We start from the raw sequence: 25,201 nt of genomic DNA, 5'->3' as shown, positions 1-25,201 counted from the left end.
GGCTTACAGATGAAAGTGTTCGCCCAGATACACCTGGCGGACCTGCTCGTTCAGTACCAGCGTTTCCGGCAGGCCGGAGGCGAGCACGCTGCCTTCGGAGATGATGTAGGCACGGTCACAGATGCGCAGCGCTTCGCGCACGTTGTGGTCGGTAATCAGCACGCCGATGCCGCGTTCCTTGAGAAAGGCGATGATCTTCTGGATGTCGATCACCGCGATCGGGTCGACGCCGGCAAACGGCTCGTCCAGCAGGATGAAACGCGGGCGGGTGGCCAGCACGCGGGCGATTTCCACGCGGCGGCGTTCGCCACCGGACAGCGCCAGTGCGTTGCTGTCGCGCAGGTGGCTGATGTTGAGGTCGTCCAGCAGCAGGGTCAGCTCGTTTTCCAGCTCCTCGTCCTTCAGGCCGGCAATCTCCAGCACCGCGCGGATGTTCTCGTCCACCGTCATTTTGCGGAAGATCGACGCTTCCTGCGGCAGATAGCCGAGGCCGAGCCGCGCGCGCTGGTGGATAGGCAGGTGGGTGATGGTCTGGCCGTCGAGGCGGATTTCGCCGGCATCGGCGGCGATCAGGCCGACCACCATGTAGAAGCTGGTGGTCTTGCCGGCGCCGTTGGGGCCGAGCAGGCCGACCACCTCGCCACTGGCGATCTCCAGCGACACGTCGCGCACCACGGTGCGCTTCTTGAAGGTCTTCTTCAGGTGCTGGATGGAAAGCTGGCTAGCTGTCATGGCGTGCCCTGTGCTTTGGGCTGCAGGATCACCGTCACGCGGCCGCTGTTGCCGCTGGCGGCGGTGCCGCCGCTGGCTTGGTAGGTCTCGGTGGCGGTGTTGTAGACGATGACGGCGCCGCTGACCGAGTCCTGGCCGCGCTTGACGCGGGCATTGCCGGTCAGGGTGGCAAGGTTGGCCGCAGTGTTGTAGTGGACGTTGCTGGCGCTGCCTTCGACGTACTCATTGCTGCCGTCGACCTTCTGGCGGAAGGTGACCGGGCTGCCCTGCGCCTGCAGCTGCTGGTTGCCCTGCGCGTCGCGGGTCACGGTCACGCGCTGCGCTTTCAGGTTCAGCGTGCCCTGCACCACCACGACATTGCCCTCCCATACCGTCACGCCTTTTTTCTGGTCCAGCGAGCCGCGGTCGGCGGACAGTTCGATCGGTTTTTCGCTGTCGGCCTTCTCAGCCATGACAGGGGCGCTCAGCACGAGGGCGGTCAGCGCGATCAGCACACTATGGCGCATAGGTAATCCTTACGTTGGACAGCAGGTTCAGCTGGCCGCTGTCCTGCTGGTAAATGAAGCCGGTCGATTTCAGTCGCGAGGTGCCGTAGTCGGCTACCAGCGGCGCGCGGTTGCTGGCGCTGCGCGCCACGGTGTCGACGTGCAGCACCGAGGTTTGCAGCAGGATGGCCGGCGCGGCGGTGGTGGCCTTGCGCTCCCAGCGCACATTATCACTGAAGTCCGCCGTTTTCTGCTGCTTGTGGTAGCGCCCGGCCGCGGCCGTCACCGTGTAGTCGGGGATGCCCTGCAGGAAGACCTCGATGCGCGGCTTGCTGAGATAGACATTCGGATTGCGCGGCAGTTGCCACATCTGGGCCGCCTGCAGGTACTGCTGCGGCCGGCCCTGAGCGTCGAAGCGCTTTGCCGTCAGCCGGTTGATGGTGTATTCCGGGCGGCTCAGGTCGAGCTTGGCCGGGGCATCGTCGCGCTGCATGGTCAGCACGTTGAGCCAGAAGGCGAGCAGAGCCATGCCCAGCATCAGGCCCAGCGGAAACAGGCGGGCGGCGCGGTTCATGCCAGGTAACCGGCCATCAGGCGGTCGTAGTTGCCCTGCGCCTGCAGGATCAGTTCGCACAGTTCGCGCACCGCGCCCTGGCCGCCGCTGCAGCCGGTGACGAAGTGGGCGTGCTGGCGCACGAAGCTGGGCGCATCCGGTACCGCCACCGCCAGGCCGACGCGGCTCATCACCGGCAGGTCGATGACGTCGTCGCCGATGTAGGCGCAGTCTTCGGCGGCAAGGCCGGTTTTGTGCAGCAGCTCGGCCAGTGCGGTGCGCTTGTCGTGCACGCCGGCGTAGTAGTGGTCGATGCCGAGGCCGCGGGCGCGGTGGGCGACGCCGGGCGCGTCGCGGCCGGTGATGATCGCCAGCTGCACGCCGGTGGACTGCAGCATGCGCAGGCCGTGGCCGTCGAGGGTGTTGAACGCTTTCAGCTCTTCGCCGCTGGCGGTGATGAAGATGCGGCCGTCGGTCAGCACGCCGTCCACATCCATGATCAGCAGTCGCGTGCGTTTGGCCAGTTCGGTGATGGTTTGCATGGTGTCTCTCAGACCACGCCTGCCTTGAGCAGGTCGTGCATGTTCAGGGCGCCCACCAGATTGCCGGCGCGGTCGGTGACCAGCAGGCCGTTGATCTTGTGGTGTTCCATTTCGTTGGCCGCTTCGGTGGCCAGACGGTGTGACTCGATGGTGCGCGGCTGGCGTGCCATCACGTCGTCGATGCAGAGACCGGCCAGATCCAGGCTCTTGTCCAGCGTGCGGCGCAGGTCGCCGTCGGTGAAGATGCCGAGCAGGCGGCCGTCGGCGGCGCAAACCGCGGTCATGCCCAGGCCCTTGCGCGTCATTTCCAGCAGCGCGTCCTTCAGGCTGCTGCCGCTGCTGACCCGCGGCAGCGCCTCGCCGCCGTGCATCAGGTCGCTGATGTGGACCAGCAGTTTGCGGCCGAGGCTGCCGCCGGGATGCGACAGCGCAAAGTCTTCCGGCTTGAAGTCGCGCGCGTCGAGCAGCGCCACTGCCAGCGCGTCGCCCAGCGCCAGCGCCGCGGTGGTGCTGGCGGTCGGCGCCAGCCCCAGCGGGCAGGCTTCCTTCTCCACGCCGGCGTCGAGGTGGATGCTGGCCTCGGTCGCCAGCGTCGACTGCGGGCGCCCGGTCAGCGCGATGATGGGCACGCCCTTGCGCTTCAACGCCGGCAGCAGCGCCAGCAATTCGTCGCTCTCGCCGGAGTTGGACAGCGCCAGCAGGATGTCGCGCTCGGTCAGCATGCCGAGGTCGCCGTGGGCGGCCTCCGCCGGGTGCATGAAAAACGCCGGCGTGCCGGTGCTGGCCAGCGTGGCGGCGATCTTGTTGCCGATGTGGCCGGACTTGCCCATGCCGCTGACCACCACCCGGCCTTCGCAGGCCAGGATTAGTTCGACCGCCGCGCTGAAGCTGTCGTCCAGCCGCGACGCCAGCCGGCTAATGGCGGCGGCCTCGATGGCGAGGGCTTCGCGCGCCAGTGCGAGGCAGGATTGTTTTTGGTCATTTTTCATAATGCGCAATTATATCAGCTTATAATCGCCGGGCACCGCCTGGCGGGTGCAAGTTTTGCTTGAGCGCCATTCAATCCCCTATCTGGAGCCGTTTTTCCGATGCACTCCCTGTCTCCCATCGTGTTGGTATTGCTGGTCGCCGTGCTGGCAGTGACCGCGTGCCGCAGTCTGCGCGTACCGCCCATGCTGGGTTACCTGGTGGTCGGTTTCATGGCCGGCCCCGGCGTGATGAGCCTGATCCCGCAGGGCGAGGAGACCGAGTTCCTCGGTGAGATCGGCATCGTGTTCATGATGTTCTCCATCGGGCTGGAGTTCTCGCTGGCCAAGCTGAAGGCGATGCGGCAGCTGGTGTTCGGCATCGGCCTCGCGCAGGTGCTGCTGACGCTGTTCCTGATCGGTGCCATCGTGTGGCGGCTGACCGGCAGCCCGCTGGCCGGCTTTGCCGTCGGCGGCGCGCTGGCGCTGTCGTCGACGGCCATCGTCAGCAAGCTGTTGTCCGAGCGCCTGGAAATGGCGCAGCCGCACGGCCAGCTGGCGATCGGCGTGCTGCTGTTCCAGGACCTGGCGGTGGTGCCGCTGCTGATCCTGCTGCCGGCGTTTGCGGCCAACTCCGACAGCCTGTGGACGGATCTGGGCCTCGCGCTGCTCAAGGTGGTGGCGGTGATGAGCCTGCTGCTGGTGTTCGGCCAGCGCCTGATGCGGCCGTGGTTCCACCTGGTGGCGCGGCAGCGTTCCGGCGAGCTGTTCACCATCAACGTGCTGCTGGTGACGCTGGGCATCGCCTTCCTCACCCAGCTGGCCGGGCTGTCGCTGGCGCTGGGCGCCTTCGTCGCCGGCATGCTGATCTCGGAAACGGAGTACCGCTTCCAGGTGGAGGAGGACATCAAGCCGTTCCGCGACATCCTGCTCGGCTTCTTCTTCGTCACCGTCGGCATGAAGCTGGACATCGGCGTGCTGCTCGACCGTGCCGGCGACATCGGCGTGATGCTGCTGCTGTTGTTGCCGGTCAAGCTGGCGGTGGTGTTCCTGCTGGCGCGGCTGTTCGGCCAGCGTGCCAGGGATAGCCTGAAGGGTGCGCTGGCGCTGGCGCAGGGCGGTGAATTCGGCTTCGTGCTGCTGGCGCTGTCCGGCAATCTGGGCCTGATCTCGTCGCCGGTGGAGCAGTCGGCGCTGGCCGCGATCGTGCTGTCGATGCTGGCGGCGCCGTTCCTGATCCAGCACGCCGAGCGCATCTGCAGCCGCCTGATCAGGCAGGACTGGGCGCTGCAGGCGGTGGATCTGCACCAGATACTGGTGCAGAGCATGGCCAAGGACGAGCACGTGATCATCTGCGGCTATGGCCGCAGCGGGCAGTCGCTGGCGCGGCTGCTGGAGGCGGAGGGCATCTCCTTTTTTGCGCTGGACATGGACCCGGAGCGGGTGCGCGAGGCGGGCGAGGCGGGCGATCCGGTGGTGTTCGGCGACGCCGCCAAGCGCGAGGTGCTGATGGCTGCCGGCGCGATGCGCGCCAAGACGGTGGTGATCACCTTTGCCGACACCCACGCCTCGGAGCGCATCATCCATATGGTGCACGACCTGCGCCGTGACCTGCCGGTGATCGTGCGCACCATCGACGACTCCGACATCACCCGCCTGCGCGAAGCCGGCGCCGACGAGGTGGTGGCCGAGGTGATGGAGGGCAGCCTGATGCTGGCTTCGCATGCGCTGATGGTGATGGAGGTGCCGATGAGCCGCGTGCTGCGCCGCATCCGAGCGGTGCGCGAACAGCGCTACAGCCTGTTCACCGGCTTCTTCCGTGGCGCCAGCGACGAGCTGGACGGCATCGACGACAGCGACCAGCCGCGCCTGCTCAGCGTGCAGCTGGTGGCCGGTGCTCATGCTATAGGCATGCCGCTGGGCGGGGTGAAGCTGGACAGCCTCGGTGTCGGGGTGCGCGGCATCCGCCGCCGCAACGTTCGCCTCGCCCACGTGGGGGCGGATTCGGAATTGCAGGAAGGCGACGTGCTGGTGTTGCTCGGCCGGCCGGCGGCACTGGCGCAGGCGGAGGCGCTACTGCTACAGGGCGATTAAGGCTATCGGGGTATTGATATTTCGCTATATAGATGATTATATAACGGGGTAGCAAATTACCCGGAACATGTCATGAAACTTGCCACAAAACTGCTTTCCGGCGCACTGGTACTGATTGCCAGCAATCTTGCCGTTGCGGGTGATGTCACGGTATCGGCAGCCGCCAGCCTGACCAATGCGTTCAAGGATGTTGCCCAGTCATTCGAGGCAAAACACCCTGGTACCAGGATACTGCTCAACTTTGGCGCCTCCGGTGCCTTGCTGCAGCAGATGTCCAAAGGCGCCCCGGTCGATGTCTTCGCATCGGCAGACCAAGAAACCATGGACCAGGCTGTCAGGCAGGGCCTGGTGGCGGCCAACGGTCGGCGTGACTTTGTCCGTAACTCGCTGGTGCTGGTGGTACCGTTTGACAGCAAACCGGGCATCAGGAATCTCAAGGGCCTGACTCAGGCCGGCGTGGCCAAAGTGGCGATCGGCAATCCCGCCAGTGTGCCGGCGGGGCGCTACACCCGGGCAGCACTGGAAGCGGCCAAGCTATGGTCTGCCGTCAATGCCAAGGCAATCAATACCCAGAACGTGCGCCAGTCGCTGGATTATGTGGCTCGTGGCGAGGTGGATGCCGGTTTCGTGTATGCAACCGATGCGGCAGTGATGCCGGACAAGGTCAAGGTGGCATTTACCGTACCGCTTGACGAAGTGATCAGCTATCCGATTGCCATCAGCACCGGTAGCGCCAACGCCAAGGAAGCCAAGAGCTTTGTCGATTATGTCCTGTCCCCGGCGGGCCAGTCCGTGCTGGGCAAGTACGGTTTCCGGAAGCCCTGAGCCGTACAGAGAGCAACTCGCGCATGGAATCTGTATGGATGGCCTTGGCCCTGTCCCTGAAAGTGGCAGGGCTGGCTGCTGCAGCGACCACCATACTGGGGGTCGCTGTCGGTTTTTTGCTGGCCAGGGCCAGCTTTCCGGGACGCAATGTGCTGGACACCCTGCTAACGCTGCCGATGGTGCTGCCCCCCACGGTGCTGGGCTACTACCTGCTGGTACTGCTGGGCCGGCGCAGCGCGCTGGGAACATGGTTGCTGGAAGAATTCGGCATCAACCTGATTTTTACCTGGCAAGGGGCCGTGATCGCCGCTTCAGTGGTTGCCTTTCCGCTGGTATTCAAGCCGGCACGGGCGGCATTCGAGTCGGTTGACGGCCAGCTTGAGCAGGCTGCCAGGGTATTGGGAACAAGCAACACGGCCGTTTTTTTCCGGGTGACCCTGCCATTGGCGTGGCGTGGCATCCTTGCCGGTGTGCTGCTGTCGTTTGCCCGGGCCCTGGGCGAGTTCGGTGCCACGCTGATGGTGGCCGGCAGTATCCCCGGCAAGACCCAGACTCTGTCGATCGCGGTCTATGAGGCGGTGCAGGCAGGGCAGGATGATGTGGCCAATACCCTTGTGTATATCATTTCCGCAGTCTGTGTGGCGGTACTCCTGACGGCTGGTCATCTGGCCCCCGGCCGTATTGCACGGCGCTGAACGAGGTTGCCCATGCTGTTTGACATTGATATCCGTAAAACACTGCAGGCAGGCAGTCGCAGCTTTGCGCTGAACCTGCAACTGCAGTCCAGCAGCCAGCGCATCGTGATTTACGGGCCGTCTGGTGCAGGGAAGAGCCTGACGCTAAAGGCAGTTGCCGGCCTGCTCAGGCCGGAGCACGGTCATATCCGGCTGAATGGCCGTACCCTTTTTGACCAGCGCGCCGGCGTGAACCTGGCACCGCAGGCGCGCCAGGTCGGCTACCTGTTCCAGGACTATGCGCTGTTCCCGCATCTGGACGTACGCCAGAATATTGCATTCGGCCTGAGCCGGGGCTGGCTCAATCCGCGTACGGGGGTGCGCCACGATGCGGTGGAATACTGGCTGCGGGCTTTTGGCCTGGAAACGATGGCGCACCAGTTGCCGGACGAGCTGTCCGGCGGGCAGCGCCAGCGCGTGGCACTGGCAAGGGCGATTGTCGCCCGGCCACGGGCCCTGCTGCTGGACGAACCGTTTGCTGCACTTGACCTGTCGCTCCGCCATACCATGCGCCGGGAACTGAGCGACCTGCAGCAGCACTTGCAAATTCCCATCGTACTGATTACCCACGACCCGCAGGATGTCGAGATATTTGGTGATCACGTTTTCCAGTTGCGCGACGGCAGGCTGGATGCACAGGAGACGGCCGCCTGCCATTTGCCAGCCAGCGAGGCCCTTGCATGCGGGAACACCACCATCTGCCGGTAAACAGCCCCTCCCGAGATCCGGGATCATTGCTTGAACGTCTGCTTCCATGCAGTCTGGCTGCGGTTTTGCGTGGGGCACAGGATGGAAGCCTGCCGTTTTCACCTGGACGCCGGGAATGGAACAGGGTCTGTTTCCCGGATTGAACTTGCCACTAACTGGTACAAAACATGAGTGTGACTGATAAGACAATCCAGCTGCAGGGCTCGGTGTGGATGACGGTTGATGGTCAGAGCTTTGGCGGAGCCGACCGCATGGCGCTATTGGCCAAGATCGCAGAATACGGGTCCATCACCCAGGCGGCGAAGGCGGCCCGCATGAGCTACAAGACTGCCTGGGATGCCATCGACACGATGAATAATCTTGCGGGAGAGCCGCTGGTAGAGAGGCTTGCCGGCGGCAAGGGCGGCGGCGGTACGCGTCTGACCCGGCGCGGATTGCAGCTGGTGGAGAATTTCCAGTCCATCCAGCATGAACACCAGCTATTTGTCAGTCAGCTGGCGCGGCAGGCAGAGGCCTTGGCCGACGATTACTTGTTGCTCAGAAGGATGGCAATGAAAACCAGCGCCCGTAACCAGTTTCTCGGCAAGGTGGCTGCCGTCAAGACAGGTGCCGTCAATGATGAAGTCGAACTGCGGACGGCCACGGGCCAGACGATCATTGCCATTGTCACCCATGAGAGCACGGAGAGCCTGGGGTTGGTACCCGGAGCGGAAGCCTTTGCCCTGGTCAAATCCTCCGCCATCATCGTGGTCACCGATGATGCGGACGCACATTTCTCTGCCAGAAACAGGCTGCAAGGGGTGGTTTCCCGGATACAGCCGGGGGCGGTGAATACTGAGGTGGTGCTTGACCTGGATGGCGGCGGCAGCCTTGCCGCCATTGTGACCAATGACAGTTGCAATAATCTTGGCCTGGTTGTTGGCAAGTTGGCCGCAGCCATTTTCAAGGCATCCAGCGTGATCGTTGCCGTTCCGGCATAAGAACCTGCTCACGACCTGTTTGTGACTGATATCAATGGGGTTGCAGCGATAAAAACAGCCTCGGCCTGTTTGTTCATGTCCGGATAAATACTGCGTCTCCGGCTGCTGATCCGGTACCGGATGTCTTGGCCCCGGTTGGCCGCTCCGTATCGGAGCGGCCGTTCTGCTTCTGGTGATGGTGCGAGGTGCCGGTTTGCACCGCAGGCTTTTTCACCTCCGGGCCGCTTCAGCACCGAGCCGGCCGCCAGCGTCGCCACAGCGGGGCGAGGCTGCCCTGGGTCAGGCTGACGCCGAGCAGGATCAGGCCGCCGCCCAGCCAGTGGTAGGCGTGGATGGTTTCGCCAAGCAGCAGGCTGGCGATCAGCGCGGTAAACAGCGGCAGCAGGTTCATGAAGATGGCGGTGCGTTCGCTGCCCAGCTGCTGCAGGCCGCGTATCCAGAAGTAGGCGGCGAGGATGGAGGAGGCGATGCCGGCGAACAGCACCAGCGGGATGCCGGCGGCGGGGATGGCCAGGCTGTCGGCGCTGGCGGCCAGCGGGCTCAGCATCGCCACCGCCAGCAGCACCTGGGCGTACAGGTTCAGCCACTGCCCGAACGGCGGCGCCCAGCGCTTGTACAGGATGCCGTACAGCGCGTACGACGCCGAACCGACCAGCATCAGCGCGTCGCCACGGTTGATGCCGCCGGCCAGCAGGCTGGCCGGATCGCCGTGGCCGAGCAGGTACAGCACGCCGGCCAGCGACAGCGCCACGCCGAGCATGGCGGCCGGCGCGATGCGCTGGCGGAACACCACGCCGTTCAGCAGCAGCCCCAGCAACGGGATCAGCGCACAGATCACGCCCATATTGGTGGCGGTGGTGCTGTGCGCGGCGTAGTAGGCCAGGCACTGGTACATCACCATGCCCAGTAGCGCCAGCACGGCCAGCTGCGGCAGGTGCGGGCGCAGCTCGGCGCGGCGGCGCCACAGCGGGCGCGCCAGCAGCGGCGTCAGCACCACGGCGGCGACCAGCCAGCGGTAGAAGGAAATGGCGGCCGGGTCGAACACGCCGGCGGCAGCCTTGGAAACAACGGTGTTGGCGGCCCAGATCAGCACCGCCAGCAGGGGAAACAGTACGGCCATGACAACGCTCCTGCGGCAAGATGGCGCCAGTGTAAGCCTGTCTGTTTTGTTGCTTATAATGCAAAACAGACAAACTCATGCGCCGAATCCGACAACATGCTGCCGTCTTACTCCGCCATCGACCTGCAGCTGCCACCGCCGGCGCCGCTGTACTTCCGCTACGAGCAGTTCATGGCCAATACCGATTTCGAGCCGCACCGCCATCCGTGGGGCCAGATCAATCGCATCAGCCTCGGCCTGCTGGAACTGGTGCTGGACGACAGACGGCTGATCGCGCCGGCCGATTACCTGGTGTGGGTGCCGGCCGAGATGGCGCACGCCGCACACGTGCGACAGGCGATGGACTACCTGTCGGTGTACGTCAGCCCGGCGCTGGCCGCGCGCCTGCCGGATCGTGTCTGTTTGATTGAACAGACGCCGCTGGTACGCGCCTTGCTGGAGGACTTCCGCCAGCGCGAGGTGGCGGCGATGGGCGACGCGTGGGACGTGCGCCAGGCCGAGCTGCTGGTCGAGCATCTGGTGCGCGCCGGCAGCGTCGACAGCTACCTGCCGGACAGCAGCGACCGCCAGCTGCAGCCGATACTGGCCGCCATCCGCGCCACGCCCGGCGACAACACCACGCTGGGCCGCTGGGCGCAGCGGGTGCACAGCACCGAGCGCACGCTGGCGCGGCGCTTCCAGCAGCAGCTGGGGATGAGCTTCGTGCAGTGGCGCAACCGTGTGCGGCTGCTGCAGGCGCTGGCGTGGCTGAAGGAGGGCTGGCCGGTGCAGGATATCGCGGCGCAGCTGGGCTACGGCACGCCGTCGGCGTTCATCGCCATGTTCGGCAAGCAGGTCGGCTTTTCACCGGAGCGCTATCGGCGGCAGATGCGCGGCGAGGGCTGAGAACCTGTTCAATGTCTGCTGCGCTTCGGCGATACGGCGTTGAAAACGGCTTCGGAATGCTCATTGACCCCATGTCAACTCCGCTTCCTCAGCCGTTTTCGCCTTGTCTCGCTCTAGCTCGCGAGACTTTGAACAGGTTCTGAGGCGGCGCGTGCGCGACAAAACCTCTCCGCACAAAACATTGCGGCCAACCTTGTCACCAAGGTTGGCCGCAGTCGTTTTAACGGCGAGCTTACTTGCGGCCGGTGCTGCCGAAGCCGCCTTCGCCGCGCTCGGAAGCGTCGAAGCTGTCGACGATGTTGAAGCCGACCTGTACCACCGGCACGATGATCATCTGCGCGATGCGCTCCAGCGGCTTCAGCACGAAGTCGCTGTCACCGCGGTTCCATACCGACACGAACAGCTGGCCCTGGTAGTCGGAATCGATCAGGCCGGTGAGGTTGCCCAGCACGATGCCGTGCTTGTGGCCGAGGCCGGAGCGCGGCAGGATCATCGCCGCCAGCTTGGGGTCGGCCAGGTGGATGGCCATGCCGGTCGGCACCAGCACCGTCTGGCCGGGCACGATGGTCATCTCGGCGTCGATGGCGGCGCGCAGGTCCAGCCCGGCGGAGCCGCTGGTGGCGTAGGCCGGCAGGTTGTCCTTCAGGCGGGCGTCGAGGATTTGAACGTCGATGGTGGGTTTCATGCGCTAACTCGTTTCATGGACTAAAAGGAAAAGGTTGGCCGCAGCCTGCGGCCAACCTTGTGGGCTTGTGCTTCAGAGCAGGCGGGCCAGGTGGGCGACGATGGCGCGCGCCACCTCGGCCTTGGCCATCGCCGGCAGCGGGTGCTGGCCGGCGTCGTCGAGCAGGGTGACCTCGTTGTCGTCGCTGCCCATTGCCTGCTGCGCCAGGTTGGCGACCAGCAGCGGCACCTTTTTCTTGCGGCGCTTGCTGTCGGCAAACTGCAGCAGGTTCTGGCTTTCGGCGGCGAAGCCGACGCAGAACGGCGCCGCCGGCAGGCTAGCGACGGTGGCGAGGATGTCCGGATTTTCTTCCAGCTCGATCACCGGCAGTGCGTCGCCCTTCTTGATCTTGTGCTCGCTGCGGTTCTTCACGCGGTAGTCGGCGACCGCGGCGACGCTGATGAACACCTGGCTGCGGCCAACCTCGGACAGCACCGCCTGGTACATCTCGCCGGCGCTTTGCACCGGCAGCAGGCGCACGCCCAGCGGCGCCGCCAGCGCGGTGGGGCCGGAGACCAGGGTCACCTCGGCGCCGGCGTCGCGGCAGGCGCGGGCCAGCGCGTAGCCCATCTTGCCGGAGCTGATGTTGGTGATGCCGCGCACGGTGTCGATCGCCTCGTAAGTCGGCCCGGCGGTGAGCAGCACCCGCTTGCCGGCCAGCACTTTCTCGTCGAAGAAACCGTTCAGCAGGTCGAAGACTTCTTCCGGCTCCAGCATGCGGCCGGGGCCGGTCTCGCCGCAGGCCTGCACCCCGTGCGCCGGGCCCCACACCTGCACGCCGTCGGCCTGCAGCTGGGCGACGTTGCGCAGGTTGGGCGGGTTGTCCCACATCTGGCGGTTCATCGCCGGCACCACCACCAGCGGGCAGGTGCGCGCGCTGGCCATGGTCGAGATCAGGTCGTTGGCGGCGCCGTGCGCCAGCTTGAACAGGCAGTCGGCGGTGGCCGGCACGATCACGAACACGTCGGCGCGGCGCGACATCTCGATGTGCGCCATCGCGTTGTCCGGGCGGCTGTCCCACACATCGCTGTACACCGCATTGCCCGACAGCGCCTGGAAGGTCAGCGGCGTCACGAAGCGGGTGGCGGCTTCGCTCATCACCACTTCGACGTGATGGCCGGCCTTGGCCAGCAGGCGGGTCAGCTCGGCGGCCTTGTAGGCGGCGACACCGCCGGTAATGCCCAGCAGGATGCGTTTTTGCGTCATCGGTTCGGCTTTGTGTTGGTTGGCAACAGAGCGCGAATTGTAACGTATTCACCGTCGCCGGCAGCGCGGCATGCACGTGCGGCATCATATAATAGTGATACGTCATTAAAAACCTGCTACATATCATGCTATAGCCCAATAAGGAGTCTGCGATGTCGATTGCCCACTGGCCGGAAGCGGAACGCCCGCGCGAAAAGCTGTTGCAGCGCGGCCCGGCGGTACTGTCCGATGCCGAGTTGCTGGCCATTTTCCTGCGCACCGGCATTCGCGGCTGCTCGGCGGTGGATATGGGGCGGCAGCTGATCCAGCGCTTCGGCAGTCTGGGCAAGCTGCTGGCGGCGGAGCCGGGCGATTTTGTCCGCGGCAGCGGGCTGGGGCCGGCCAAGTACGCGCAGTTCATGGCGGTGAAGGAGCTGGCGCGGCGGGTGCTGGCGGAGGAAATGCAGCTGGGCGATGCACTGTCCAGCCCGCAAGCGGTGCGGCAGTACCTGCGGCTGGCGATCGGCGTGCGCGAGGTGGAGGTGTTCGTGGCGCTGTTCCTGACGGCACAAAACCGGGTTCTGGCGGTCGAAGAACTATTCAGGGGCACCCTCACCGAAACCCGGGTCTACCCGCGTGAAATCGTGCGCCGCGCGCTGCAGCACAATGCCCACGCGGTGATCGTCGCGCACAACCACCCGTCCGGGGTGGCGGAACCCTCCGCCGCCGACCGGGCTTTGACGGCCAGCCTCAAGCAGGCGCTGGCCTTGGTCGATATCAGTTTACTGGATCATTTTGTGGTCACCGGCAGCCACGCCGAATCCCTCGCGGAGCGTGGCTGGATGTAGCAGGCTGCGGCTACCGGCACGCTGCGGCAAAGTTTGTCATGGCTTGTAGCATGTAACCCGGCCCCGCCTTTCGTGACGGAGCGTGGCAGCACCAAGGAGACCATCATGAACATCCTGCGCTTGCTGAATCAGTCCGACTACATCCAGATCAACAACCAGTTGATCAAGCCCGAATTCATGTACGCCTCGGAAGACTACGCCGACGAAGACGACGTGGCGCTGGAGGCCTCGCTCGACGGCAGCGAGTTCACGCTGACCGTGGCCGAGCTGGAGGAGGCGACGCCGCTGTCCGATGGCGGTTACTGGCTGGAGAGTGTCGGTTACATCCGTTTCCTGTCGCAGACCAGCCTGCACTAAGCGCGGCCGGGCCGCGCGGCACCGGGCTGCCAGCTGTCCGCCGAGTGGCGGGTACTTGGCAGCCTTTTTCATGGCGGCGATACTGCGCGCCTCTTTTCGATAACGACAGCACACGAGGGCCGGGTATGAGCAAGGTGGTGGTGGTAGGCAGCATCAATATGGATCTGGTGGCGCTGGCGCCGCGTTTTCCGCAGCCGGGCGAGACCATCACCGGCGAGCGCTTCCTGACCCTGCCTGGCGGCAAGGGCGCCAACCAGGCGGTGGCGGCGCGGCGGCTGGGCGCCGAGGTCAGCATGGTGGGCAAGGTTGGCCGCGACGCCTTCGGCGGCGAGCTGCTGGCCGGGCTGCAGGCGGAGGGCATCGACACCCGCCACGTCGGCGTGGCCGACGGCGTTGCCAGCGGCGTGGCGGTGATCACCGTCAGCGGTGGCGACAACCACATTGTGGTGATCCCCGGCGCCAACCACCAGCTGTTGCCGGCCGATATCGAGGCCGCCGCGGCCACCATCGCCGCCGCCGACGTGATCCTGACGCAGCTGGAAATCCCGCTGCCGACGGTGCGCGCGCTGCTGGCGCTGGCGGCGCGCCACCGCGTGCCGGTGATACTCAACCCGGCGCCGGCGCAGGCCCTGCCGCAGGACATCATCGACGGCGCAGCCTTGCTGACGCCGAACGAGCACGAGCTGGCGCTGCTGCTGCGGCGCGAGGGCGAGAGCATCGAAACGCTGCTGGCCGCGCTGCCGGGTAAGGTGGTGATGACGCACGGCAAGCAGGGCGCCTGGCACGCGCGCGCCGACGGCAGCCTGCACCACCAGAGCGGCTTCGCGGTGACGGCGGTGGACAGCACCGGTGCCGGCGACACCTTCAACGGCGCGCTGGCTGCCTTCCTGCCGCAGGGGGTGGAAACGGCGATGCGGCTGGCCGCCGCCGCCGGCGCGCTGGCGGTGACCCGGGTCGGCGCCCAGGGCGGCATGCCGACGTTGGCCGCGTTACAGGCTTTCCTGGCGGCACAAAATGCGGCAGGAAATTGATCTGGCGCAATTTATCTGCCTGTGCGGGTTGCTAGAGTGGCACCTTTTCATGCCTTATGCATAGGCTGTCATGGAGGTCACAATGGATAAAATCCGCATTGCCATGGTGGGGGCCGGTGAAACCGGGACGCCGCTGCTCAAGCAACTGCTGGCAGCACCGTTTATCGAACTGGTCGGTGTTGCGGAGCTGAATCTCGCGTTGCCGGGTGTCGCGATGGCGCGCGAGGCGGGGGTGCCAGTTACCGACAACTTCATCGAACTGGCCGAGCAGGGCGAACGCATCGACATCATCATCGACCTCAGCGGCTCGCGCAAAGTCCGTGAGGATCTGCGCCGTTTCATGCAGTTTGCTGGTAACGCCCATACCGTGATCATGCATGAGCGTGTCGTCATATTGATGATGTCATTATCAGCAGGCATGCTGGTGCCGACCCGTCACGAGTTGCTGTCCTATTGAGCGTGGTTATCATGCGGGGTAATGGCAGCCTGGTGTGTGTTCACGCTCTGCTGTAGCCGATCCAGCCTGTTTCCCGCTCCGGGGAGGGCGCAAAAAAATACCGCCTCCGTGTCCCGGGGCGGTATTTTTTCTGGCGTGACGACGTCGGGGGTGTGCCGGGCAAAACCGGCCCCGAAGGGCAGGCCGGATAAGCCATCAACTGCGGCGTTGACGGGTTTGTGCTTGGAATAACCAAGCGTGGCACCCTCCGCCTTGCATTTGAAGGTTTCTCCAGCCTGCGCCGTGACAAAACAAGTGTTTACAGGCGGCCCTAAAGTGGGCTGACACGGGTGGTGCCGCCGCCGCTCAGCACCCGCACGCGCTGGCCCTGGCTGAACGGCACGTCGGCTTCCTGCACGATGGACAGCATCTTGCCGCCGTTATCCAGTTTCACCGTGATTTCCAGCGCCGGCTTGGTGTTCAGTGTCTGCTGTGCCGATTGTGCCGCCAGCCCACCGGCGATGGCGCCGACGATGGCGCCGGCGACGGCACCGCTACCCTTGCCGACGTTGCTGCCGGCCAGGCCACCCAGTGCGGTGCCGCCCATGGTCAGCAGTTCGTTGCGGTTGCCTTCCATCAGCACATTTTTGACCGAGATTACCTGGCCGAATTCGACCACATGCGCTTGGCGCATCTGCTCCTTGCTGTAGATCTGGCCGGAGTCGGAGGTATTGGCGCAGCCGGAGGCAAGGCCGGCGGCCAGCAGGGCGATGCTGCCCAGTTGCAGTAGTCTGTGCTTCATGGTGCTTCCTTTCAGGTACGGTATGTCAGCAGTGGTGCTTGCTGCGCAGTGCTTCGGCACATTCGCTGATCAGGCCCGGGCCGCGATAGATCAGGCCGGAGTACAGCTGTACCAGTGTGGCGCCGGCGTTGACTTTTTCCTGGGCGTCGGCACCGGACAGGATGCCGCCGACTCCGATGATGGGCAGTGCGCCGTCCAGTGCCCGCGCCAGGTTGCGGATCAGCTGTGTGGAGCGCTCACGCACCGGCGCGCCGGACAGGCCGCCGGCCTCGTCTTGCAGCGGATGGCCGGCGATCTCGCTGCGCGACAGCGTGGTATTGGTGGCGATCACCGCGTCCAGCCGGTGTTCGGTCAGCAGGCGGGCGATCTCCTGCGTCTGTTCCGTGTCCAGATCCGGTGCGATCTTCACCGCCAGCGGCACGTAGCGGCCGTGCTGGTCGGCCAGTCGCGACTGGCGGTTCTTAAGCGCGCAGAGCAACTCGCCCAGTTCATCGGACTGCTGCAGCTGGCGCAAGTTCTTGGTGTTGGGTGACGAGATATTGACGGTGACGTAGCTGGCGCACTCGTACACCTTGTCGAGGCAGGCCAGGTAATCATCTTTGGCGTGCTCGATCGGCGTGCTGGCGTTCTTGCCGATATTGATGCCGAGGATGCCCTGGAAGCGGCTGTTGCGCACGTTCTCCAGCAGTGCGTCGACGCCCTTGTTGTTGAAGCCCATGCGGTTGATGATGCCTTCGTGCTCCGGCACGCGGAACAGGCGCGGCTTGGGGTTGCCGTCCTGCGGGCGCGGCGTCACGGTGCCGATCTCGATGAAGCCGAAGCCGAGCGCGGCGAGGGCGTCGATGTGGTCGCCGTTCTTGTCCAGACCGGCGGCGAGGCCGACCGGATTGGGGAAGGTCAGGCCCATGGCTTTTACCGGATTGCGGCCAACCTTGCGGCTGAGCAAGCCGGTCAATTGCAGGCGATACGCGGTATCCAGCAGCGACAGGGTGGTTTCGTGCGCGGATTCGGCATCGGTGCGGAACAGCAAGGGGCGTAACAGCGGGTAAAGCATGGGTTTCTCCGAGGTGCGGGCGCAGCCTGCGCCACAACAGGGTTAAAGGATACGGCAGGCGTCGTCAAAGCCGAGGCGCGGCGCGCGCGGGGGCAGCTTGCTGGCATCGCCGTAGCCGAGATTGATCAGGAAGTTGCTCTTGATGGTGCCTTGCGGGAAGAAGGCGGCGTCCACGGTGGCGTTGTCGAAGCCGGACATCGGGCCGCAGTCCAGCCCCAGTGCACGCGCGGCCATGATCAGGTAGGCGCCCTGCAGCGAGCTGTTGCGCATGGCGGTGGACTGGATGGCGGCGTCGTTGCCGGCAAACCAGCTGCGGGCGTCGGTGTGCGGGAACAGGCGCGGCAGTTGTTCGTAGAACTGCAGGTCCATGGCCACAATCACGGTGACCGGTGCAGCCATGGTCTTGTCGCGGTTGCCTTCCGACAGGCAGGGCTTGAGCCTGGCCTTGGCTTCCGGCGATGCGACGAACACCAGGCGGGCCGGCGAGCAGTTGGCGCTGGTCGGCGCCATTTTCATCAGCTCGAACAGCTGGTGCAGGGTTTCCGTGCTGACCGGACGGTCTTGCCAGCTGCTGTGCGTGCGGGCATTGAGGAACAGCTGTTCCAGGGCGGCGTGGCTGATTGGCGTGCTCATGCGGAGGGTCTCTCTACCTGGCGGTGTTTCAGGGAGCGGTGGCCGAGGTCGGCAGCAGCTTGCCTGGCTGTGCGGCGGTCGCGGCGGCGATGTCCTCGCTCTTGCCGCTGGTCTTGGCAATGATGGTGATTGCCACGCGGCGGTTGCGGGCGCGGCCATCGGCGGAGGCGTTGTCGGCTGCCGGCATGGTTTCGGCGCGGCCAATGGCCACCAGCCGTTCCGGTGCAATGCCGTTTTCCATGAACAGGCGCACGATGCTGCCGGCGCGGGCGGCGGACAGTTCCCAGTTGGACGGGAAAAAGGCATTGCGGATCGGGATGTTGTCGGTAAAGCCTTCCACCCGCACCTCGTTCGACACCTGCGCCAGCTGCTGCGCTACCGCCGACAGAATCTGTGGCGAGTTGCCGGTTGGCAGTGCCTGCCCGACCGGGAACAGCGCGGTGTCCTTGATTTCGATGTGGATGCCTTCGTCGTCCTGGCGCATGCTGACCTGGCCGCCCTGCATCAGTGGCGCCAAGCTCTTGCCGATGTCGTCGGCCAGCTGTTTCAGGCGCGCGCGTTCCTGTAAGCGCTGCTGGCCCTCGACCGCGGTGGCGATCGGCTTGGTATCGGGAATCTCGATCATGGTGTTGGCACTGCCGGACGGCGGCGTGGCCTGGATTGCCAGGTTGCCGCTGCGGAAGGCGTCGATCATCGACGTCGACAGCACCCGGTATTTGCCTTCGTTGACCTGCGAAATGGCGTACATCACGACGAAGAAGGCAAACAGCAGGGTGATGAAGTCGGCGTAGGAAACCAGCCAGCGTTCGTGGTTTTCGTGGACTTCTTCCTGTTTGCGGCGTCGTGCCATGAATGCTCCGTATTCCGGGTCAGAAAAAGCGGCTGTCGAATAGTGCGCGGATGCTGCCGGCAAAGCTCACGCCGATGCGCTTGGCAAAGCGGCTGGCCAGGTCGTCGCCGGGGGTAAAATCGACCAGTTCTTCGGCCCGGATCTGCTCGCGGGCTACCGATCCGACCGAACCCAGGTCATCGGCCAGCCCCAGCGCAATGCTGCCGCTGCCCAGCCATACCCGGCCGCTGAAGACCTCGGCGTCGGCCTTCAGCCGGCTGCCGCGCCCCTGTTTCACCACTGCAATGAACTGCTGGTGGATTTCATCGAGCAGCGACTGGTGGATGGCCTGTTGCTGCGGGTCGCGCGGCGAGAACGGGTCGTTCATCGCCTTGTTGCTGCCGGCGGTGGTCAGCCGGCGCTCGATGCCGAGCCGCTCGATCGCCTTGTCGAAGCCAAAGCCGTCCGACACCACGCCGATGGAGCCGATGATGCTGGCCTTGTCGACGTGGATCCTGTCGGCAGCGGCGGCGATGTAGTAGCAGCCGGAGGCGCACACTTCTTCCACCACCACGTGCAGCGAAATGGCAGGGTGCAGTTTTTTCAGGCGGCGGATTTCGTCATTGGCGATGCCGGACAGCACCGGGCTGCCGCCGGGGCTGTTGGCACGGATGATGATGCCCTTGGTGTTGCGGTCGTTGTAGGCGTGCTCCAGACCTTCCAGCAGCCGGCCGCTGGCATTGCTGTCGCTGTCGATGACGCCTTCCAGCGAAACCACCGCGGTGTGCTTGCCGCCCAACTTGCCGCCGTCCTGTTCGTCCTGCCAGAAAAACATCGTCAGCAGCGTGCCGATCAGCAACAGCCACGCCAGCCGGAAGAAGGTCTTCCACTGGCGGGTGCGTTTCTGTTCCAGCAGTGCCGCACCGGCCAGCTTTTCAATCAGCTGGCGCTCCCATCTGGGTTCTTGTTCCATGCTTGCCTCAATCTTGCGCAACGTTGGCCGCAAGGCGCGTCAGGCGCCGCCGGCTTGCGGCAAAGCAAATAGTATATCCGACCCTCGCGCTCGATGATTGCGAGCGACTGCAATGATAGTCCGCGGCAGGGGCCGGCAACACAGTAGCCGTTGTCCGGCAGATACAGCGCGCCGTGCATGCTGCAGACCAGGTAGTCGCCATCGCCGTCGAAGAAGCGGCCTGCCTGCCAGTCCAGCTCCACCGGTACGTGACGGCAACGGTTGAGGTAGCCGTATACCACGCCGCCATGACGAATGACAAATGCGGCTGCCGTCTCGCCGTGCCACCGGATCTCGAAGCGCACGCCCTTGCCGCCATCCTGCAGGGCATCGGTGTTGCAGATCAGCTGCGCTGCCGGATCAGCCATTGCTGCAGATCGTCAAAGACATCGAAAATCGCCAGTGGTTCGCAGTCGAGCAGATCTTCCACCGGATGCGCGCCGTAGCTGACACCGACGCTGAGGGTGGCGGCATTGAGCGCCATCTGCAGGTCGTGGGTGGTGTCGCCGACCATCAGCGTGCGCTGCGGCGCTACCCCCAGCTGTTCGGTAATATCCAGCAGCATCTGCGGATGCGGTTTGGAATGGCACTCGTCGACGGTGCGGGTGGCGAGGAAGTGCGATGTCAGACCGGTGACGTTCAGCGCGCGGTCCAGACCGACGCGGCTCTTGCCGGTGGCTACCGCCAGCAAGTAGCCGGCCTCTTCCAGTGCGGCCAGGCCTTCGGCCACACCATCGAACAGCTCAATGGTCTCGTCACCGGCCAGATAGTGGTGGCGGTAGGCCTGCACCATGTCCTGGTGGCGCGGCTCCGGCAGGCCCGGACACACCACGCGCATGGCGTCGACCAGGCCGAGGCCGATCACGTGGCTGGCGCGCTCGCGCGGCGGGATAGGCAGGCCAAGGTCCTGGCAGGCGGCCTGGATGGAGCGGGTGATGTGGGCGGTGGAATCCATCAGGGTTCCGTCCCAGTCGAACACGATCAGATCGAAACGGGTAGTCATGATTGGGGCAGGGTATCCAGAAAGCGGGTCAGTTCGGGCGGCAGCGGTGCCTGCAGTTGCAGCTCCTCGCCGGTGAGCGGGTGCGGCAGCACCAGGTTGGCCGCATGCAGGAACATGCGCTTCAGACCGTGGCGTTGCAACTCGCGGTTGGCGCTGAAATCGCCGTATTTTTCGTCGCCGGCAATCGGGCAGCCGTTGGCCTGCATGTGCACGCGGATCTGGTGAGTGCGGCCGGTGCGCAGCAGCGCCTCCAGCAGCGTGAAGTCGCGATAGCGCTGCTGCACCGTGAAAATGGTATGCGCGTAGATGCCCAGCGTCTCGTCGACGCGCACCATGCGCTCGCCGCTCGGGGTGTGGAAGCGGTGCAGCGGCAGCTTCACGTGGCGGATCTTGTCCGGCCATTGGCCCAGCGCCAGTGCGAAGTAGCGCTTTTGCGGCACGTCGTTGCGGATCATCTCGTGCAGCTTGACCAGCGCCGAGCGCTTCTTGGCGATCATCAGCAGCCCGGAGGTCTCGCGGTCGAGGCGGTGCACCAGCTCCAGGTAGCGCGCGTCCGGACGCGCCTTGCGCAATTGCTCGATGACGCCGAACGACACGCCGCTGCCGCCGTGCACGGCCACGCCGGCCGGCTTGTTGATCACCAACAGCGCGTCATCCTCGTACACGATCGGGAAATGGGCGCCGGGCACCACCTGGCCGTCACTCGCCTTGGCGGCGAGGCGGATCGGCGGGATGCGCAGTTCGTCGCCTTGCTGCAGGCGCTGCATTGCGTCGGCACGGCCCTTGTTCACGCGGATCTCGCCGGAGCGAATGATGCGGTAAATATGGCTTTTCGGCACGCCCTTGAGCAGGCGCGTCAGGTAGTTGTCCAGGCGCTGGTCGGCACCGTTTTCGTCGACGGTGATGAATGTAACGGAATCTTTGCGAATGTCAGTCATATTGCTTATACTCCGTTGGCTCCTTCGCCTGAAATAATGCGATGTGTAGCACACCGGAAATGGGTCGCAGACAATACTGCCTGTGGCGCTGCTGCGCAACAAAAACCGGCCGGCAGGACATTGGTCCTGACCTGACGCCGGTTGCACCGGGCGCAGCCATGGTTATCTCGCTCACCCCGAAGTAGCGATGTTAATGCATTTGGATGCATGACGCACTCACGCCAGTTTCCCGCTTTCGGGGCGATAAGGCCCGCCCCGAGGCTTCGCAGCAAAATTTGACCCGACGTGGCCACCCGGTTTTGCCTATCCTGCCGCCAAGGCAGGGTGGGTCTGGTAAGCGCCGAAGCATGGCGCAGCAGGGGCCGCGTGCAGAACAAGAAGTTGGCTTGACTCTATCGCAGTTCAGTTGCTCTTTACTCCGACACTTCTTAAACGGCATGCGCTCATTACACTCATTGAGCCGTCAAATACTTGCTGTGCCCCTAGCGTGAGTGCACGCGTAGGGAAATATTAATGAAACGCATGCTTTTTAATGCGACACAGGCAGAAGAACTGCGTGTCGCTATCGTTGACGGGCAAAAGCTCATCGACCTCGATATCGAAACCGTCGGTAAGGAACAGCGCAAGGGCAACATCTACAAGGGCACCATCACCCGGATCGAGCCGTCGCTGGAGGCATGTTTTGTCGACTACGGCACCGACCGTCACGGTTTCCTGCCGTTCAAGGAAGTCTCCCGCAGCTATTTCCAGCAGCACGAAGGCGGCCGTCCGCGTATCCAGGACGTGCTGCGCGAAGGCATGCAGGTTGTCGTGCAAGTCGAGAAGGACGAGCGTGGCAACAAGGGCGCCGCGCTGACCACCTACGTCAGTCTGGCCGGTCGCTACGTGGTGCTGATGCCGAACAACCCGCGCGGCGGTGGCGTGTCGCGCCGCATTGAGGGCGAGGAGCGTCAGGAACTGAAAGACCTGCTGTCGCAACTGGAAGTGCCGGGCGGCATGAGCCTGATCGCGCGCACCGCCGGCATCGGCCGTTCGCTGGAAGAGCTGCAGTGGGACCTGAACTACCTGCTGCAACTGTGGCGCGCGGTTGACAGCGCTGCCGGCGCCCAGGCCGCGCCGTTCCTGATCCTGCAGGAAGGCAGCCTGGTGATCCGCGCCATCCGCGACTACTACCAGCCCGACATCGGCGAAATCCTGATCGACACCGAAGAAATCTACGAACAGGCCCGCCAGTTCATGAGCCACGTGATGCCCAACAACGTTGGCCGCGTGAAGCTGTACAAAGACCCGGTGCCGCTGTTCTCGCGCTTCCAGATCGAACACCAGATCGAAACCGCATTCTCCCGCGCCGTGACCCTGCCATCCGGCGGTGCCATCGTCATCGATCACACCGAGGCGCTGGTGTCGGTCGACGTCAACTCGGCGCGTGCCACCAAGGGTTCCGACATCGAGGACACCGCATTCCGCACCAACCTGGAAGCGGCGGAAGAAATCGCCCGCCAGCTGCGCCTGCGCGACCTGGGTGGCCTGATCGTGATCGATTTCATCGACATGGAAAGCCAGAAGAACCAGCGTGACGTGGAAAACCGTCTGCGCGATGTGCTGAAGCACGACCGCGCCCGCGTGCAGATGGGCAAGCTGTCGCGTTTCGGCCTGCTGGAATTGTCGCGTCAGCGTCTGCAGCCTAGCCTGGGTGAAACCAGTCACGAAGCCTGCCCGCGCTGCCACGGTATCGGCTTCATCCGCGGCATCGAATCCTCCGCGCTGCACATTCTGCGCATCATCCAGGAAGAGGCGATGAAGGAAAACACCGGCGCGGTACACGCGCAGGTACCGGTCGATGTGGCCACTTTCCTGCTCAACGAGAAGCGTGCCGAAATCTACTCCATCGAGGCGCGTCTGGACGTGGCGGTGGTGCTGATTCCTAACCTGCACCTGGAAACCCCGCATTACAAGATCGTGCGCGTACGCCACGACGATCTGGCGGAAGTGGGCGATGCCCCGAGCTATCAGCGCGTCGAAATGCCGGAAGAAGACACCTCGCACCCGTTCGGCCAGGAAAAGCCGAAGCTGGAGCGCCAGGAAGCCGCGGTCAAGGGTGTGACCCCGGCCCAGCCGGCACCGCAGGCCGCCGAACCGGTGACGCCGGTCGCCGCCGCCCCGGTGGTGGTTGCCGAGCAGGGCCTGCTGGCGCGTGTGGTTGGCTGGTTCAAGTCGGTGCTGTCGCCGGAGCCGCAGGTGAGCAAAACCAAGCCGGTGGTCGAAGAGAAGCGTCCGCAGCGTGAAGCGCGCAATCCGCGCCAGCGCAACGGCGAGCGCCGCAGCAATGGCAATGGCCGTCGCGAGCGGGAAGAGCGCACGCCGGGCGAAGGCCGTGCCGAACGCCAGGAACGCCAGCCACGCAACGACAATCGTCGCAACGAGGTGCGCGAAGAAGGTCAGGCGCCGGCCCGTGCCGAGCGTGCGCCGCGCCGTGAACGCGAACGCGAACGCGAACGCGAACGCGAACGCGAACGCGAACCGCGTGAACCACGCGATAACGTGAATGCAATGGTAGCGCGCAGCGATGCCGCAGCCGATGGTGCGGTAAAAGAGCAGCGCGACAATCAGCGCAATGAGCGTCGCCGCGAACGAGAGCAACAGCGTGTCGCCAAGGAACAGCAGGAGGTGCAGGCGCCGGAGCTGGAAACCGAGCAGCCAGCTGTCGATGCCGTGGTGGCGGATGTGGTGGTGACAGAGGCTGCGGTTGCGCCGGAGCAGAGCGAGCGCGAAGCGCGCGAGCCACGCGAGCGTCGTCGCCGTCGCAGCCGTCGTGACCGTCGTGATGACACGGCCGTAGCCGGTGAAGCCGGTGCCGAAGCGTCTGCCGAACAGCAGGCGACCGAGGTGGTGGCCGATGCCGTAGTCGTGGCCGAGGCGGCGCCAGTGGCGGCCGAGGAAGCGGCACAGCCGGTTGCTGCGCTTGAAGTGGCGGAAGCCGAAGTTGTCGAAGCCGTCGTGGTGGCAATCACCGAGCCGGCTGCGCCGGAACTGGTTACCGCCGAGGTGGTAGCGCCTGCGCTTGACGAGGCGGCGCCTGTCGCCGAAATCCAGCCAGAGCCTGCGGCCAACGTTGCGGAAGTGGCGGAAGTGGTGTCCGAGCCGGTGGCGGAAGTGCCTGCCGAGGTCGTAACCGAAGCCGTTGCCGAGGCCGCTGCGGTCGAGGACGTGCCGGCGCCAGTGGCCGCAGTAGTGGTCGAGCCGACGCCAGTAGCGGTGGCCGATGCCGCTGCGACAGCCGGTCTGGTGATGGTGACAACCCGTGCCGCCAGCGAGCTGCCGGAAGTGGTGCAACCTGAGCCGGTGCTGAAGGGTAAGCGTCGTCGTGAGGTGGTGCGCCAGGCGGAAGACGGCGAGGCGCCTGTCGAACTGGTTCAGGTGCAGACTCAAGCCCCGGCTAGCCCGGATGCCTAAGTTGATGCGGACGTCAAGCCCGGAAAATTCTTTTTTCGGGCTTGACGAATCGGCGATCGCTGTCTAAACTGCGCACCTCTTTAGGCAATTCCCTGATAGCTCAGTCGGTAGAGCGACGGACTGTTAATCCGCAGGTCCCTGGTTCGAGTCCAGGTCGGGGAGCCAAGAATCTACGCTGCGAACCACTGGTTCGCGGCGTTTTTCGTTTCTGACTGTCAATCAGCGTCGAATTTTGACCAGCAAACAGCGCCCAAATTTGACCAGGCAAATCAG

At 64.7% G+C, this 25,201-nt stretch carries 27 protein-coding genes and 1 tRNA gene; 12 read left to right on the top strand and 16 right to left on the bottom strand.

Annotated elements, in window-relative coordinates:
• Positions 1-3: 3 nt before the first annotated feature.
• From lptB to IE083_RS06770, 5 genes are read right to left on the bottom strand one after another with little or no spacing between them, the layout of a single operon-like run.
• A complete protein-coding gene (lptB, locus tag IE083_RS06790; RefSeq protein ID WP_189352861.1) occupies positions 4-732 on the bottom strand; it encodes an LPS export ABC transporter ATP-binding protein in 729 nt (242 codons plus the stop codon).
• The gene (gene lptA, locus IE083_RS06785) at positions 729-1,238 is read right to left on the bottom strand and encodes a lipopolysaccharide transport periplasmic protein LptA (protein ID WP_189352860.1); all 510 of its coding nucleotides are present in this window, start codon (positions 1,236-1,238) and stop codon (positions 729-731) included. The genes lptB and lptA overlap by 4 nt, the downstream gene beginning before the upstream one ends.
• The gene (gene lptC / locus IE083_RS06780) at positions 1,228-1,791 is read right to left on the bottom strand and encodes an LPS export ABC transporter periplasmic protein LptC (protein ID WP_189352859.1); all 564 of its coding nucleotides are present in this window, start codon (positions 1,789-1,791) and stop codon (positions 1,228-1,230) included. Before lptC ends, lptA begins: the two co-directional genes overlap by 11 nt.
• Entirely contained in the window at positions 1,788-2,312 is a 525-nt protein-coding gene (gene kdsC, locus IE083_RS06775) for a 3-deoxy-manno-octulosonate-8-phosphatase KdsC (protein WP_189352858.1), read from the bottom strand. The genes lptC and kdsC overlap by 4 nt, the downstream gene beginning before the upstream one ends.
• 8 nt (positions 2,313-2,320) lie before the next feature.
• Entirely contained in the window at positions 2,321-3,301 is a 981-nt protein-coding gene (locus IE083_RS06770) for a KpsF/GutQ family sugar-phosphate isomerase (protein ID WP_189352857.1), read from the bottom strand.
• Positions 3,302-3,400: 99 nt separating this feature from the next.
• Between IE083_RS06770 and IE083_RS06765 the strand changes: the two genes are divergently transcribed.
• The 5 genes from IE083_RS06765 (at position 3,401) to IE083_RS06745 (ending at position 8,618) form a co-directional block, all read left to right on the top strand.
• Positions 3,401-5,371, top strand: coding sequence for a monovalent cation:proton antiporter family protein (locus IE083_RS06765; protein ID WP_189352856.1), 1,971 nt, complete (start codon positions 3,401-3,403; stop codon positions 5,369-5,371).
• 72 nt (positions 5,372-5,443) lie between these two features.
• The gene (gene modA / locus IE083_RS06760; protein ID WP_189352855.1) at positions 5,444-6,196 is read left to right on the top strand and encodes a molybdate ABC transporter substrate-binding protein; all 753 of its coding nucleotides are present in this window, start codon (positions 5,444-5,446) and stop codon (positions 6,194-6,196) included.
• Positions 6,197-6,219: 23 nt separating this feature from the next.
• Complete coding sequence (gene modB, locus IE083_RS06755; RefSeq protein ID WP_189352854.1) at positions 6,220-6,891, top strand: molybdate ABC transporter permease subunit; 672 nt, start codon at positions 6,220-6,222, stop codon at positions 6,889-6,891.
• A gap of 12 nt (positions 6,892-6,903) precedes the next feature.
• Positions 6,904-7,638 carry an ATP-binding cassette domain-containing protein gene (locus IE083_RS06750; protein ID WP_189352853.1) on the top strand — a complete coding sequence of 245 codons (735 nt, stop codon included), beginning with the start codon at positions 6,904-6,906 and terminating at the stop codon, positions 7,636-7,638.
• A 167-nt stretch (positions 7,639-7,805) separates the two neighbouring features.
• Positions 7,806-8,618 carry a TOBE domain-containing protein gene (locus IE083_RS06745; protein ID WP_189352852.1) on the top strand — a complete coding sequence of 271 codons (813 nt, stop codon included), beginning with the start codon at positions 7,806-7,808 and terminating at the stop codon, positions 8,616-8,618.
• 226 nt (positions 8,619-8,844) lie between these two features.
• On the opposite strand, the gene IE083_RS06740 is transcribed toward IE083_RS06745, so the two are convergent.
• A complete protein-coding gene (locus tag IE083_RS06740) occupies positions 8,845-9,738 on the bottom strand; it encodes a DMT family transporter (RefSeq protein WP_189352851.1) in 894 nt (297 codons plus the stop codon).
• 96 nt (positions 9,739-9,834) lie between these two features.
• Here IE083_RS06740 and IE083_RS06735 point away from each other — a divergent pair, with 96 nt between their 5' ends.
• Positions 9,835-10,623: an AraC family transcriptional regulator gene (locus tag IE083_RS06735; RefSeq protein WP_189352850.1), complete on the top strand. Its 789-nt coding sequence runs from the start codon at positions 9,835-9,837 to the stop codon at positions 10,621-10,623.
• 232 nt (positions 10,624-10,855) lie between these two features.
• Here IE083_RS06735 and dut read toward each other — a convergent pair whose 3' ends face one another.
• Positions 10,856-11,308 (bottom strand): dUTP diphosphatase, encoded by a 453-nt coding sequence (gene dut, locus IE083_RS06730; RefSeq protein WP_047965624.1) that lies wholly within the window; start codon positions 11,306-11,308, stop codon positions 10,856-10,858.
• A 72-nt stretch (positions 11,309-11,380) separates the two neighbouring features.
• Complete coding sequence (coaBC, locus tag IE083_RS06725) at positions 11,381-12,553, bottom strand: bifunctional phosphopantothenoylcysteine decarboxylase/phosphopantothenate--cysteine ligase CoaBC (protein ID WP_189352849.1); 1,173 nt, start codon at positions 12,551-12,553, stop codon at positions 11,381-11,383.
• A gap of 152 nt (positions 12,554-12,705) precedes the next feature.
• On the opposite strand from coaBC, the gene radC reads away from it, so the two are divergent.
• The 4 genes from radC (at position 12,706) to IE083_RS06705 (ending at position 15,225) form a co-directional block, all read left to right on the top strand.
• Positions 12,706-13,380, top strand: a complete 675-nt coding sequence (gene radC, locus IE083_RS06720) for a RadC family protein (RefSeq protein ID WP_189352848.1) — start codon at positions 12,706-12,708, stop codon at positions 13,378-13,380.
• 105 nt (positions 13,381-13,485) lie between these two features.
• On the top strand, positions 13,486-13,737 hold the full coding sequence (locus IE083_RS06715; RefSeq protein WP_047965788.1) for a hypothetical protein: 252 nt from the start codon (positions 13,486-13,488) through the stop codon (positions 13,735-13,737).
• Between the two features lie 125 nt (positions 13,738-13,862).
• The gene (rbsK, locus tag IE083_RS06710; RefSeq protein ID WP_189352847.1) at positions 13,863-14,768 is read left to right on the top strand and encodes a ribokinase; all 906 of its coding nucleotides are present in this window, start codon (positions 13,863-13,865) and stop codon (positions 14,766-14,768) included.
• An 82-nt stretch (positions 14,769-14,850) separates the two neighbouring features.
• Positions 14,851-15,225 carry an oxidoreductase gene (locus IE083_RS06705; protein WP_189352846.1) on the top strand — a complete coding sequence of 125 codons (375 nt, stop codon included), beginning with the start codon at positions 14,851-14,853 and terminating at the stop codon, positions 15,223-15,225.
• 310 nt (positions 15,226-15,535) lie between these two features.
• On the opposite strand, the gene IE083_RS06700 is transcribed toward IE083_RS06705, so the two are convergent.
• From IE083_RS06700 to IE083_RS06665, 8 genes are read right to left on the bottom strand one after another with little or no spacing between them, the layout of a single operon-like run.
• Positions 15,536-16,006 (bottom strand): outer membrane lipoprotein, encoded by a 471-nt coding sequence (locus IE083_RS06700; protein WP_189352845.1) that lies wholly within the window; start codon positions 16,004-16,006, stop codon positions 15,536-15,538.
• 25 nt (positions 16,007-16,031) lie between these two features.
• Complete coding sequence (locus IE083_RS06695) at positions 16,032-17,060, bottom strand: quinone-dependent dihydroorotate dehydrogenase (protein WP_189352844.1); 1,029 nt, start codon at positions 17,058-17,060, stop codon at positions 16,032-16,034.
• A 42-nt stretch (positions 17,061-17,102) separates the two neighbouring features.
• Positions 17,103-17,693 (bottom strand): malonic semialdehyde reductase, encoded by a 591-nt coding sequence (locus tag IE083_RS06690; RefSeq protein ID WP_189352843.1) that lies wholly within the window; start codon positions 17,691-17,693, stop codon positions 17,103-17,105.
• 28 nt (positions 17,694-17,721) lie between these two features.
• Positions 17,722-18,543: a flagellar motor protein MotD gene (motD, locus tag IE083_RS06685; protein ID WP_189352842.1), complete on the bottom strand. Its 822-nt coding sequence runs from the start codon at positions 18,541-18,543 to the stop codon at positions 17,722-17,724.
• A gap of 19 nt (positions 18,544-18,562) precedes the next feature.
• Positions 18,563-19,495: a S49 family peptidase gene (locus tag IE083_RS06680; RefSeq protein ID WP_189352841.1), complete on the bottom strand. Its 933-nt coding sequence runs from the start codon at positions 19,493-19,495 to the stop codon at positions 18,563-18,565.
• Positions 19,462-19,902: a Rieske (2Fe-2S) protein gene (locus IE083_RS06675; protein WP_189352840.1), complete on the bottom strand. Its 441-nt coding sequence runs from the start codon at positions 19,900-19,902 to the stop codon at positions 19,462-19,464. The genes IE083_RS06680 and IE083_RS06675 overlap by 34 nt, the downstream gene beginning before the upstream one ends.
• A complete protein-coding gene (locus tag IE083_RS06670; protein WP_189352839.1) occupies positions 19,878-20,537 on the bottom strand; it encodes an HAD-IA family hydrolase in 660 nt (219 codons plus the stop codon). Before IE083_RS06670 ends, IE083_RS06675 begins: the two co-directional genes overlap by 25 nt.
• Positions 20,534-21,475: an RluA family pseudouridine synthase gene (locus tag IE083_RS06665; RefSeq protein WP_189352838.1), complete on the bottom strand. Its 942-nt coding sequence runs from the start codon at positions 21,473-21,475 to the stop codon at positions 20,534-20,536. The genes IE083_RS06670 and IE083_RS06665 overlap by 4 nt, the downstream gene beginning before the upstream one ends.
• Before the next feature lie 513 nt (positions 21,476-21,988).
• Here IE083_RS06665 and IE083_RS06660 point away from each other — a divergent pair.
• The gene (locus IE083_RS06660; protein WP_189352837.1) at positions 21,989-24,928 is read left to right on the top strand and encodes an Rne/Rng family ribonuclease; all 2,940 of its coding nucleotides are present in this window, start codon (positions 21,989-21,991) and stop codon (positions 24,926-24,928) included.
• Between the two features lie 89 nt (positions 24,929-25,017).
• A tRNA-Asn gene (locus tag IE083_RS06655) sits at positions 25,018-25,093 on the top strand.
• The last annotated feature ends 108 nt before the right edge of the window (positions 25,094-25,201 follow it).

The organism is Vogesella fluminis (assembly GCF_014652335.1).
Lineage (GTDB): Bacteria > Pseudomonadota > Gammaproteobacteria > Burkholderiales > Chromobacteriaceae > Vogesella > Vogesella fluminis.
This window is presented reverse-complemented; position numbering and strand designations above follow the sequence as displayed.